Genomic DNA, 11,933 nt, shown 5'->3' with positions numbered 1-11,933 from the left:
GCGTCCTTCCTGCTGCAGCCGGCGAGCGCTGGGTGAGTGCGCCGTACCGCCCTGTCTACCGCAGGCAGGGCACCGCTGTCAGCCCGCCGCCCCGTCCACGGGGTGAGATCGGCTCATCCGGGCGCTGCGAGCCCCAGATCGTGCGCGAGGCGGACGATCACCTCGTCGAAGTACGCCGCCGGGTCGGTCACCGAGCCGACCGCGTGCCCGAACAGCTCGAACGACAGGACGCCGAACACCGTCGTCCAGGCGATCAGGGTCCGCAGGACGACCTCGGGCGAGGGGTCGTCGTGGAGGCCGCGCTCTCGTGTGTAGGCGACCGCGTCGGCGACGGCGCCCGGCGCTGCGGGCCGCGAGCCGATCGTGGGACCGGCACCGAGCCTCCAGTCCGGAGCCAGCTCGGACCCGGCGACCCCCGACCACGCGTCGGTGACGACGCGGACGAGCACGTGCGTCGTCCGCGAGGCGGGCTCGACCGTGTCCTGCGGTGCGACGTACCCGGGCACGGGTGAGCCGTACAGGAGCGCGAAGTCCCCGGGGTGCCCGATCGCCCACTGTCGGACGGCACGACACGCGGCGACCCAGCGGCCGACGTGGTCGGACCGGTCGACCGGCGCCTCTGCCGCCTCGACCGCGGCGCCGAGTTCGTCGTAGTCGAGCACGAGCAGCGCGGTGAGCAGGTCGTCGCGGCTCGGGAAGTACCGGTACACGGCGGAGGACACCAGGCCGACGTCACGAGCGACGGCGCGCAGGCTCAACTGCGCCGGTCCCTCCTCGGTGAGCCGGGCGCGCGCGGCCGCGAGGATGCTCGCGTGCACGGCCTCCCGTGCCAGGGACCGGGCGGTCCTCGCCTTCTCCACCATGCCGTCAAGCGTGTCACGGGAGAGCACCGCACACAAACGAGAGCACTGCTCTTGCAATGGAGCGCGTCCGGCTGCATGATGGCTTCCGAGAGCACTGCTCTCCCGAATCCCAGGAGGAACCATGCCCCGTCACCACGTCGTCGTCGGCGCCGGCCCCGTCGGTCGCCACACCGCGGCACTGCTGTCCGAGCGTGGCGACGAGGTCGTCGTCGTCACGCGCTCCGGACGCGACACCGGTCTGCCCGGGGTCCGCCACGTCGGCCTCGACGCCGCCGACGCGGACGCCCTGACGGCCGTCGCGGACGGCGCGGCAGCACTCCACAACTGCGCGAACCCCGGTGACTACACGCAGTGGGAGCGGGTGTGGCCGCCGCTGGCGTCCTCCCTCCTCACCACCGCCGAGCGGACGGGTGCCGTGTACGCGATCACCGGCAACCTGTACCCGTACGGCCCGGTCGACGGACCGATGCGCGCGGACCTGCCCGACGCCGCGACCGACCACAAGGGCGTCCTGCGGGCCCGGATGTGGGCGGACGCGCTGGCGGCACACGAGGCCGGACGCATCCGCGCGGTCGAGGTCCGCGGCTCGGACTACGTCGGCCCGGGCACCGGCGTCAACGGGCACGTCACGCGGGTGCTCCCGACCGCGCTGCGGGGGAAGCCCGTCACCGTGATCGGGCGCGCGGACCAACCGCACTCGTACACCGACGTCGGCGACGTCGCGCGGCTCCTCGTCGCCGCGGCGGACGACGAGCGGTCGCACGGCCGGACCTGGATCGTCCCGACCAACGCACCGCGGACCCAGGAGCAGGTCCTCACCGAGATGCTCCGGACGGCCGGTCGGCCCGCCGTCCGCGTGCGGTCACTGCCGATCGGCCTGCTCCGCGGGATCGGCGCGGTGTCCCCGTTCATGCGGGAGGTCGCGCAGCTCGGCTACCAGTGGTCGGCCCCCTACGTGGTCGACGACACCGCGACCCGGGCGCACTTCGGGTTCGGCCCGACGCCCTGGGACGAGGTCTGCCGCCGCACGGTGGACGGGCTGACCGCCTGAGCGGACCGGACGGGAGGCACGACCCGCGACGGGCGGGCAGCTCGCGTCCGTCCCGGGATCGGCCCGGCAGGGAGCAGGGGGCAGTGGGCAGGGCCGATGGGGTCGGGCGACGCGACTGCGCGACCCCGTAGGACGGGGTCGCGCAGCGGATCAGTGGCCGGTCAGGGACCGACCGATGGCTGGTCAGTGCCGGGGCTTGCGTGCCGGACGGTCGTCGTCGCGGCGGTCGTCACGGCGGGGACGGTCATCCCGACGGGGCGCACGCGGTCCGCGGTCGTCGCGGTCGTACCGACGGGCACCGCCGCGGCGATCCGGCGCGATCTCGATGAGCTTCCCACTGATCCGGGTGTCGGCGAGCCGGTCGAGCACGCCCGGGTCCATGCTCTCGGGCAGCTCGACGATCGAGAAGTCGGGTCGGATCTGGATCGCGCCGAAGTCGTCGCGCCGCAGGCCGCCCTCGTTCGCCAGGGCGCCGACGATCTGGCGCGGCTCGACGCGGTGGCGACGCCCGACCTCGATCCGGTAGGCGGTCATCGGCTGCGAGCGGCGCGGCCCACGGTCCTCGCGGCCACCACGGTCGTCGTCACGGTCGCGGCGCTCACCACGGCGGCCGTCGCGGTCCACCTGGTTGCGGAGCTGGTCGTCGGCCGGGTCGAGCAGCAGCGGCGAGTCACCCTGCGCCACGACCGCGAGCGCGGCCGAGACGTCCTCGGCGGGCACGTCGTGGTTGCGGACGTAGTGCGCGATGACGTCGCGGAACTTCTCGATGCGGTCCTGCTGCTCGAGCGCCGCGGTGATCGCGTCGTCGAACCGGCTCAGGCGCGTCTCGTTGACGTCCTCGACCGTGGGCAGCTGCATCTGCGTGAGGGGCTGCTTCGTGTGGCGCTCGATGGCCGACAGGAGGCGACGCTCGCGCGGGGTGACGAAGCTGATCGAGTCGCCCTTGCGGCCCGCGCGACCGGTGCGGCCGATGCGGTGCACGTAGGACTCGATGTCGACGGGGATGTCGAAGTTCACGACGTGGGTGATGCGGTCGACGTCGAGGCCACGGGCGGCGACGTCCGTGGCGACCAGGATGTCGAGCTTGCCGGACTTCAGCTGGTTGACCGTGCGCTCGCGCTGCGCCTGGGCGACGTCACCGCTGATCGCCGCCGCGGCGTACCCGCGGGCGCGGAGCTTCTCGGCCAGGGTCTCGGTCTCGCTCTTCGTGCGGACGAAGATGATCATGCCCTCGAAGTCCTCGACCTCGAGGATGCGGGTGAGCGCGTCGACCTTCTGCGGGTACGACACCATCAGGTAGCGCTGCGTGATGTTCGCGGCGGTCTTCGTCTTGGTCTTGACGGTGATCTCGGACGGGTCGTTCAGGTACTGCTGCGAGATGCGACGGATCTGCGCGGGCATCGTCGCCGAGAACAGCGCGACCTGCTTGTCGTCCGGCGTCTCGGCCAGGATCGTCTCGACGTCCTCGGCGAAGCCCATCTTGAGCATCTCGTCGGCCTCGTCGAGCACGAGGTACTTCAGCTGGGACAGGTCGAGCGTGCCCTTCGCGATGTGGTCCATGATGCGACCGGGCGTACCGACGACGACGTCGACGCCACGGCGCAGCGCGGACAGCTGCACGCCGTACGCCTGGCCGCCGTAGACGGGCAGGACGTGCACGTGCTTCATGTGCGACGCGAACTGCTCGAACGCCTCGCACACCTGCAGCGCGAGCTCACGGGTCGGCGACAGCACGAGGGCCTGGGGCACCTTGCTGCCCGACTCCATGCGGGACAGGATCGGCAGCGCGAACGCCGCGGTCTTGCCGGTGCCGGTCTGCGCGAGGCCGACGACGTCGCGCCCCTCGAGCAGCGTCGGGATCGTCGCTTCCTGGATGGCGGAGGGGGTCTCGTAGCCGATGTCCTTGACGGCCTTGAGCACCTGATCGCTCAGGCCGAGGTCGGCGAAGGTCACCACGGGCCCCTCGTCGGCGGTCTCGGTGGCGGTGGCGGTGTCCGTGCTCATGGGGAAACGGTACCTCGGACGGCGGACGCCCGCTGACGCGACCGGGCGAGCGGTGGCCGGACGGGAGGCGCGTGGCGGCGCCGCGACGCGCCTCCCGTCCGTCGCCGTTTAGTTGCATTCCGGAACCACCGGATGTATCGTTGCGCGGTCTGCAAAGTTACACAGTACGAAAAAGGAGTTCGATGACCGCCACCGCACCCGTCTCGGTGCAGCAGGGCCGCGACACCGCCGGCCCCGACGCGGCGACCGGCGCGCACGCGCCCGGCACCTCCGGCCAGCAGCCGCTCATGACGCACCGCCAGATCCTCCTGGTGATCTACGGCCTGATGGCGGGCATGTTCCTGTCGTCCCTCGGCCAGACGGTGTTCGGCACGGCGATCCGCACCATCGGCGACGACCTGCACGGTCTCGACCAGCAGGCATGGGTGACCACGGCCTACCTGATCACGTCGACGATCGCGACGCCGATCTACGGCAAGCTCTCCGACATCTTCGGCCGACGGCCGCTCTACATCTTCGGCATCGTCGTCTTCATCCTCGGCGCCGTGCTGTCCTCGATGTCCACCTCGATGCTCATGCTCGCGGCCTTCCGTGCCGTGCAGGGCATCGGCGCCGGCGCGCTCATGTCGCTGCCGCTCGCGATCATGGGTGACATCCTCGCGCCGCGTGAGCGTGCGAAGTACCAGGGGTACTTCCTCGCCGTGTTCGGCATCTCGTCCGTCATCGGACCGCTCATCGGCGGCCTGCTCGCCGGCTCCTCCGAGATCCTCTGGATCACCGGGTGGCGCTGGGTGCTCCTCATCAACGTGCCGATCGGCGTCGCCGCGCTCATCATGGTGATCGTCTTCCTGCACCTGCCGAAGGTGCACGGCAAGGGCGACAGGCCGAAGGTCGACTGGTGGGGCGCGACGGCCGTCATCGTCACGCTCGTGCCGCTGCTGCTCGTCGCCGAGCAGGGCCGCACCTGGGGCTGGGGCTCGCCCGCCGCGATCGCCAGCTACGTGATCGGTGCGCTCGGACTCGTCGCACTGCTGCTCGTCGAGTCGAAGATGGGCGACGCGGCGATCATCCCGCTGAAGCTCTTCCGCTCCGGCACGTTCTCGATGGCGACCGTCATCGGGTTCCTGGTCGGCTTCGCGATGTTCGGCGCCATGCTGACCATCCCGCTCTACCTGCAGATCGTCGTGGGCCTGACCCCGACCGAGTCGGGCTTCGCCACACTGCCGCTCGTCGGTGGTCTGATGATCGCATCGATCACCTCGGGCCAGATCGTCGCCCGTGTCGGCCGCTACCGGATCTTCCCGGTCATCGGCACGTTCCTGGTGTCGGCCGGCTACGTCGTCCTGACCTTCATGACGATCGACAAGCCGCTCTGGTTCCTGATGATCGGCATGTTCCTGATCGGCCTCGGGCTCGGCTCGGTCATGCAGTCGCTGACCCTGGCGTCGCAGGGCTCGGTCGAGGCCCGGGACATGGGCGTCGCGACCAGCTCGGCGACGTTCTTCCGGCAGATCGGCGGAACGCTCGGCACCGCGGTGCTGCTCTCGATCCTGTTCTCGGTCATGCCGAGCAACATCCTGACGGCGACCGCGAACCAGGCCGACCTGAAGCCGGCGCTGTCGGCCGCACTCGACCCCGCGGTGGCGAGCAAGCCGGCCAACCAGGGCGCGATCGACACGATCTGGGCCCCGATCACCACCCCGCTGCAGCAGACCGTCCAGGGGAAGCTCGACGACGCCTCGGCGCAGGCGAAGCAGGCGGCCGACCAGGCCGTCACGCAGCAGGTCACCGCGGCCGTGCAGCAGCAGGTCGCCGCCGGTGCCGTGCCCGCTGCCGCGGCGCAGGGCGTGATCGACCAGCAGGTCGCAGCGGCCACCCCGGCCGCAGAGTCCGCAGCCCTCGAGGCCGTGGCGGACGAGGCGCACGCCAGCGTCCAGGACGGCACGGTGTCGGTCGACTGGTCGAACGCCTCGCAGCGGTCGTACTGGGTGGACGAGCTCACGCCGGCCCTGGCGAAGCAGATCGACGACGGTGCCAGTTCGGACTCCGCGGCGACGAGCACGAACGACACCTCGTTCCTCACCGGCGCCGACAGCCGCCTCACGCGGCCGTTCATGGCGGGCTTCAACGCCTCGTCCGTGACGATCTACTGGGTCGGACTCGGCGTGATCCTGCTCGCCTTCGTGCTCACCTGGTTCTTCCGGGTGCCGCCGCTGCGCCAGCGCTCGGCGCTGCAGGAACAGCACGACGCCGCGAACGGATCCTCGTCAGACGGCTCCTCGTCCGACGGCTCCTCGTCCGATGTCGACCGCTCGGCGCCGTCGGCCGAGGCCGAGCTCGAGGCCCGCGCCGGGCTCGCAGCAGCCGAGGCCGGATCGTTCACCGGGCCGATGACCGGCTCCACGCCGACCCAGCGTCGGTGACCCCCGGCCGCCCGCACCCCGCCCGGGGTGCGGGCGGCCTCCCCGTGCCGGACCCGTCCGGCGCAGACGACCCGGCCCACCGCAGCACACGGTGGCCGCCCAGCACCACAGGAGTGCACGTGAGCACCACAGCAGCACCGGAGCCGGTCACCGCACCGTGCACGTTGCGCGAGCGGAAGAAGCAGCAGACCCGGCAGGCGCTCCACGACGCCGCCCTGACGCTCGTCTCCGAGCACGGTCTCGACGGCGTCACCGTCGAGCAGATCTGCAGCGACGCCGACGTCTCCCCGCGGACCTTCTTCAACTACTTCACGTCGAAGGCGCACGCAGCGCTCGGTCTCGACACCGTCGAGGTTCCGGAGTGGGCGGCCACGCGCTTCGCCGAGGCGGACGGCCGACTCGTCGACGACCTGTGCGTCCTGATCGCCGCGACCGTCCCGCTCTCCCAGGACCGCCGCCGGATGAAGGAGCTCCTCGTGCTCCGACCCGAGATGGCACCGATGGTCATGCAGTGGATGGCCGAGTCGCGGCAGTCGCTCCTCGCCACGGTCTCGTCGCGCACCGACGAGCAGACCGCTCGCACGGCCGTCGGACTCGTGCTGTCCGCGCTGTCCGAGGTCGCGCACCGCGACACCGTCGGTGACAGCGACGAGCTCGCGGTGAAGCTCCGCACCGTCGTCGCCGAGATGGGCGCGATCGCCGCGTCCTGATCCGCGCCCGCAGTGCGGCTCACGGGCGCACAGCGCTGCGGGGTTCCACAGGGTCCCTTCGGGAAGCCGCAACCGATCGTCCGCGAGGGTTCCTCGCCGCCTACGCTCGCGGCACCGGACGTACCCGACGACCGGTCCCGGCGCGGTCTCCTGACGCTCCGGGGATCCGCGAGGAGCACCATGCAGCACGTCCCGAGCGCTCGGTCCGCAGCGCGCACCACCGCAGCGGCCGCCGCCGTGCTGGTCGCCGCCGCACTCGGCGTCCTGCCGGCCGCCACGGCCCGGGCCGCCACCCAGCCCGTGTCGGCGTCGACAGCGTCGTCGTCGCCGACACCGGTCACCCCGCCGACGACGGCGGACGTGCCGTCCTGGGCAGGGGCCACCAGCGAGTCCTCCCCCCAGGTGCTCCCGACCGTCCGGGCCGGCGAACCGTCCTCCGCCGACCTGCGCGCACGGGACGCCGACGGAGCCACGTACTCGCTCACCACCGCGGACGGCGCCACGGCCCACCCGGACGACGGGCTGACCTTCGCCCACGGTGTGCTCTCCGGCACCCCGACCCACGCGGGCACCGCCACCGTGCGGGTCACCGCGACGACCGCGGTCGGCTCCGCGGAGCACTGGGTGCGCTGGACCGTCCTGCCCGCTGCCGCCACCGGCGTCGGCGTGGTCGTCCGCACCGTCCCCGCCGCGTCGGACGGTACGTACACCTGGGTCGGTGCCGACGGCAGGGTCTACCCGGATCCGCTGGGCGTGGCGCCCGGCGGCTCCCTCACGCTCGAACCGTGGACGACCGACCGGTTCGGCAACACGGTGGCGGTCGCCGAGGACGCCGAGGTCCGTGCGAGCGACGACGCCGACCGGGTCGACCGCGCCGACGGGCCCGTCACGGTGACCTTCGCCGGCGCGGCGTCGCAGACCGTCCGGGTGTCGGTCGACGGCACCGCGACCACGTTCCCGGTGCGGGTGACCGGTGGACGGGCGGCGACCGCTCCCGAGGGAGACGCCACCACCGCAGCTCGGGTCGGGCAGGACCCGGACGGCGGTCCGTCGAACGCCCGCTCGGTCGCGGACACCGCCGGCGAGCTCGCCTGGACCGGGGCCGATGCCGCCGTGCCGATCGGCTGGGCCGTGGCGCTCCTCGCGCTCGGCACGGCCGTGGTCGGACTGCGCCGGGCCCGTCGGACGCGGCACCGCGCCTGAGCCGGGCGGCCGGTCCGAGACGCCGGCGTCTCGCCACGATGCCGGCGTCCCGGCACGACGACGGCGTCTCACGTCGACCACGGACGGGGAGGCCGAAGGGGGCCCGCCGGCGAGCACCGGAGTACGGTCAGCCCATGGACGGCACAGCCCCGACCCCGTACCTCCTGCTCCCCGGTACCGCCCGCACGGCGCTCGCCCGCTGGCAGCAGGTCTTCGGCGGCGACGTCCGCATCACCTCGTACGAGGAGGCCTCTCGCGAGGACGGGCCGCCCGGCGCCGTGGCGCACGGCGACCTCGTCGGCCCGGTCCGGCTCTTCGCCGCCGACACCGGCCCCGACGACACCGCGCTCGCGGTCTCCGGTCTGCTGTTCGCCCTGCTCGGGAGCGCCCGGCCCGAGGTGCTCCGGCGGTGGTTCGTGGACCTGGCCTCCGACGGCACGGTGGTCGACGACCTCCAGGAGCGGCCGTGGGGCGACTGGGACGGAACGGTGCGCGACGCGTTCGGGGTGACCTGGTTGATCGGGTTCGAACGGTCAGCGCTCGACGACCAGGACTGACCAGCCTCAGTCCGTCGGGTGTTCGTCAGACCCGAGCGGGAGCAGGGGCGCCCAGAACGCGTCCGGGCCGTCCGTGACGACGGCGTCGGCCTCGAAGCGGAACCCGTACCCGCGCACGAAGTCGAGGGCTGCGACCCGCTCGTCCTCGGCGTCGTCGGACGCAGCGTCGGGGAGGTGCACGCCGTGCCCCATCCGGACGCCGGAGTCGCTGATGAGTGTGAGGTCCCACCGGCCCTCCTCCGCGCGCTCGATCCGGACGACGGCGGCCTGTGCAGCGGTGAAGTCAGCCATGCAGCGGATCCTACGGACGGCCGCCCGGGCGCGTTCAGGGTGCCGACGCCCGTACCCTGACCGCATGGACACCCCACAGCCGTCCGGCACGACGAAGCGCCGGATCACCCTCGACCTCGGTCGCCCCATGCTGACCTGGGGAGCCCGACCGACGGTGACGATCGACGGTGTCGGTCACCCGGCCCAGTGGGGCACCGGCACGTGGGCGGTCGCCGACGACGGGTCGACCCGGATCGGCGTCTCCTGCTTCAACCGCCTGTGGCACTTCGGCACCGCCAGCGGCACGGTCGGCGATGCCGACGGCTTCGCCCACCGCAGCGGCGCACTGCCACTGGGCCGCGGTCGGCTGACCGCCCGTCGCACCGCGGGCTGAGCCCGGAGGCGCGGTGCCGGTGGGTGGTCCCGCTCACCGGCACCGCGCCTCCCGTCAGTCGTAGATCGCGATCCAGTCGACGCTCACGTGCCCCGAGGCGCCCGCCGGCACGCGCCCACCGGTGTCGGTCTCGGCCTGCAGCGTGACCCGCATCGGCTTCGTCGGCACGGCCTTCGTCGTCGACGCGACCAGCTTGCCGTCCCAGAAGAAGCGGACCACCTTGCTGTCCCACTCGGTGGTGGCGACGTGGTAGCTGCTCGTGTCGGTGGCCGCGAAGGTCTCACGCTCCGGCTGGAAGGTCATGGCGCCGTTCCGCAGGCTGCCCGGGACGGCCGACGCGGGTCGGGGCTTCGCGCCGAGGGCCGCTTCGGGCCAGTCGATCTCGCCCTCGTTCCACCGGTCGCTCGACGGCCACAGGATCACGACGAACTTGTACCCGGGGGTCTTCGTGGTCTTGTAGCGGATCGAGACGCGGCCGGTGCGGTGCGGCGCGTACCCGTCGGGCATGACGGCCGCGGCGAGCGGCTGACCGCGGTCGGACCGCAGCCAGAAGTCGAGCGCACCGTTCTGCACGCTCAACACCTTCGACGGCGTGTAGCGCCCCTGACCGCTCGTGTCGGAGAACCCGTCGTACAGGCCCATCCCCGGGTACTTCGCGGCGACCCTGCCCGCCGGAGCGGCCGAGGCGAAGTCCTGCCGGTAGGTCTGCTTCCAGGTCCGACCGTTCGACACGACGTTGCCCTTCGGGGCGGAGGTCGTCGCGGTCGCCGTCGGTGCGGCGGATGCGGAGGGGGGCGCCGAGACATCGGCGACCGCGCCGACTGCGAGCACGGCGACGGTGAGGGCTGCGACGATCGAGGACTGCAAGGGGCGCTCCTGCCTGTGGGCGCCGACGTAGGTGGCGTCGGCGGACCGTGGTGGTGGTGCTCGGTGTGCCCTGCTGTGTCGGCTCGGGAAGGGCTGCCGTCAGTGAAACGACGGGTGGCTGCCAGGCAACCCCCAGCGGCGTACCCCGTTCGCGCGAGCAGAACGGTCTGAATGCGCGCCGCTTCGGGGATGTCGGCGCGGACCTGCCGTCACACGTACCCCGATCTGGGGGAAGCGCCGGCCGGTGGGAGGGCGCGGGACGGACGCCGGTGACCGCTCCAGTAGGGTGAGCGACATGTCAGTCGGGTTGCTCGCCGTGGTGGACGACATCCTCTCCGCGGCCCTCAAGGCCAGCGCGAAGACCGCGGGGGTCGTGATCGACGACGCGGCGGTCACACCGCAGTACGTCCAGGGACTGCAACCGGCTCGCGAACTCCCCGTCGTCGGGCGCATCGCGCTCGGCAGCCTCTTCAACAAGTTCGTCATCATCATCCCGTTGGCGCTGCTGCTGTCGGCGTTCGCCCCGTGGGTGCTGCCCTGGCTGCTCGTCATCGGCGGCACGTACCTGTGCTTCGAGGGTGCCGAGAAGGTCACCGAGTGGTTCGGTGTGCACCACGAGGCCGCCGGCGACGCGCAGCCGACAACGGAGCCCAAGCTCGTCTTCGGTGCCGTGCGCACCGACCTCATCCTCAGCACCGAGATCATGCTCATCGCCCTGTCGAGCCTGGACACCGGGCTCGACTTCTGGCCGAAGGTCGGTGCCCTCGCGCTGATCGGGCTCGGGATGACGGCCCTGGTCTACGGCGCCGTGGCGCTCCTGGTGAAGGTCGACGACATCGGCCTGCAGATGATGAAGAACGACTCCCGGCGGACCCGCCGTGCCGGTGCGCGGATCGTGCGCGCGATGCCGACGGTGTTCCGGGTCATCAGCGTCGTCGGCACGGTCGCCATGCTCTGGGTCGGTGGGCACCTGGTGATCGCGAACCTGGCGGAGACGTTCTGGGCGGGCCCGGAGGAACTGCTGCACGTGGTCGAGCACGCGGTCGAGGCCGCCGGCCCGGTCGTCACGTGGATCGTCGACACCGCGGTGTCGGCCGTGTTCGGGCTCGTGCTCGGCATGGTCGTGGTCGGCATCGTGCTCGGTGTCGGTCGCCTGCGGGGCCGCGCGCACTGACCCGACCGGGCTCCCCCGACGGCACGGTCCGCGCGGTCCTACTGACGCGCTGTGGACGTGGCCGGCAGGTCGTCACCGCGACCGGGCGGAGTGCTGCGGCGGCCCGGTCCGGCCGAGGGACGGCGGCCTCAGGCGTCGCCGACCGCGGTCTCCCACTGGTACCAGGCCTCGAGCTGCGCCTGCGCACTGCCGAGGGCGCTGTGCGACCCGCGCACCGATCCGTCCTCGGACTCGAGCTCGTACTGCCGCTGGAGCGTGATGTGGGCCAGCACGCGGCCGTCGGCCCACGCCGACCAGGTGGCGTCGCTGTCCTGACGCCAGGTGAGGTCGTTCCGGTGTGCCATGGTGCGGCTTCCGTTCGGTGCCGCAGGAGCCCGGGTGGCGGAACGACCCGTCGGACGCTACGCCGTCCGCCTG

Annotated in this window: 12 protein-coding genes; 7 read left to right on the top strand and 5 right to left on the bottom strand. The window is 72.3% G+C overall.

Features of this window, described 5'->3' with window-relative positions; translation table 11 throughout:
• Window positions 1-113: 113 nt before the first annotated feature.
• Window positions 114-863, bottom strand: coding sequence for a TetR/AcrR family transcriptional regulator (locus J2X59_RS02655; protein ID WP_326495611.1), 750 nt, complete (start codon window positions 861-863; stop codon window positions 114-116).
• A gap of 121 nt (window positions 864-984) precedes the next feature.
• On the opposite strand from J2X59_RS02655, the gene J2X59_RS02650 reads away from it, so the two are divergent.
• Window positions 985-1,914 carry an NAD-dependent epimerase/dehydratase family protein gene (locus tag J2X59_RS02650; RefSeq protein ID WP_326495610.1) on the top strand — a complete coding sequence of 310 codons (930 nt, stop codon included), beginning with the start codon at window positions 985-987 and terminating at the stop codon, window positions 1,912-1,914.
• Between the two features lie 183 nt (window positions 1,915-2,097).
• Here J2X59_RS02650 and J2X59_RS02645 read toward each other — a convergent pair whose 3' ends face one another.
• Window positions 2,098-3,918, bottom strand: coding sequence for a DEAD/DEAH box helicase (locus J2X59_RS02645; RefSeq protein ID WP_326495609.1), 1,821 nt, complete (start codon window positions 3,916-3,918; stop codon window positions 2,098-2,100).
• A gap of 182 nt (window positions 3,919-4,100) precedes the next feature.
• Between J2X59_RS02645 and J2X59_RS02640 the strand changes: the two genes are divergently transcribed.
• The 4 genes from J2X59_RS02640 (at window position 4,101) to J2X59_RS02625 (ending at window position 8,811) form a co-directional block, all read left to right on the top strand.
• A complete protein-coding gene (locus J2X59_RS02640) occupies window positions 4,101-6,341 on the top strand; it encodes an MDR family MFS transporter (protein ID WP_442781407.1) in 2,241 nt (746 codons plus the stop codon).
• Window positions 6,342-6,460: 119 nt separating this feature from the next.
• Window positions 6,461-7,051, top strand: coding sequence for a TetR/AcrR family transcriptional regulator (locus J2X59_RS02635; RefSeq protein ID WP_066652370.1), 591 nt, complete (start codon window positions 6,461-6,463; stop codon window positions 7,049-7,051).
• 180 nt (window positions 7,052-7,231) lie between these two features.
• On the top strand, window positions 7,232-8,254 hold the full coding sequence (locus J2X59_RS02630) for a hypothetical protein (RefSeq protein ID WP_326495608.1): 1,023 nt from the start codon (window positions 7,232-7,234) through the stop codon (window positions 8,252-8,254).
• A 134-nt stretch (window positions 8,255-8,388) separates the two neighbouring features.
• Window positions 8,389-8,811: a VOC family protein gene (locus J2X59_RS02625; protein WP_326495607.1), complete on the top strand. Its 423-nt coding sequence runs from the start codon at window positions 8,389-8,391 to the stop codon at window positions 8,809-8,811.
• Between the two features lie 6 nt (window positions 8,812-8,817).
• Here J2X59_RS02625 and J2X59_RS02620 read toward each other — a convergent pair whose 3' ends face one another.
• Window positions 8,818-9,102, bottom strand: coding sequence for a hypothetical protein (locus tag J2X59_RS02620; protein WP_251155310.1), 285 nt, complete (start codon window positions 9,100-9,102; stop codon window positions 8,818-8,820).
• A 64-nt stretch (window positions 9,103-9,166) separates the two neighbouring features.
• On the opposite strand from J2X59_RS02620, the gene J2X59_RS02615 reads away from it, so the two are divergent.
• Window positions 9,167-9,475, top strand: coding sequence for a hypothetical protein (locus J2X59_RS02615; protein ID WP_326495606.1), 309 nt, complete (start codon window positions 9,167-9,169; stop codon window positions 9,473-9,475).
• Window positions 9,476-9,529: 54 nt separating this feature from the next.
• On the opposite strand, the gene J2X59_RS02610 is transcribed toward J2X59_RS02615, so the two are convergent.
• Entirely contained in the window at window positions 9,530-10,342 is an 813-nt protein-coding gene (locus J2X59_RS02610) for a glycoside hydrolase family 16 protein (protein WP_326495605.1), read from the bottom strand.
• A 295-nt stretch (window positions 10,343-10,637) separates the two neighbouring features.
• On the opposite strand from J2X59_RS02610, the gene J2X59_RS02605 reads away from it, so the two are divergent.
• Complete coding sequence (locus tag J2X59_RS02605) at window positions 10,638-11,516, top strand: DUF808 domain-containing protein (protein ID WP_326495604.1); 879 nt, start codon at window positions 10,638-10,640, stop codon at window positions 11,514-11,516.
• Between the two features lie 128 nt (window positions 11,517-11,644).
• On the opposite strand, the gene J2X59_RS02600 is transcribed toward J2X59_RS02605, so the two are convergent.
• Window positions 11,645-11,860 (bottom strand): hypothetical protein, encoded by a 216-nt coding sequence (locus J2X59_RS02600; RefSeq protein WP_326495603.1) that lies wholly within the window; start codon window positions 11,858-11,860, stop codon window positions 11,645-11,647.
• Window positions 11,861-11,933: the final 73 nt, after the last annotated feature.

It is taken from the genome of Curtobacterium sp. 260, assembly GCF_030803485.1.
In the GTDB taxonomy this organism is placed as follows: Bacteria; Actinomycetota; Actinomycetes; order Actinomycetales; family Microbacteriaceae; genus Curtobacterium.
This window is presented reverse-complemented; position numbering and strand designations above follow the sequence as displayed.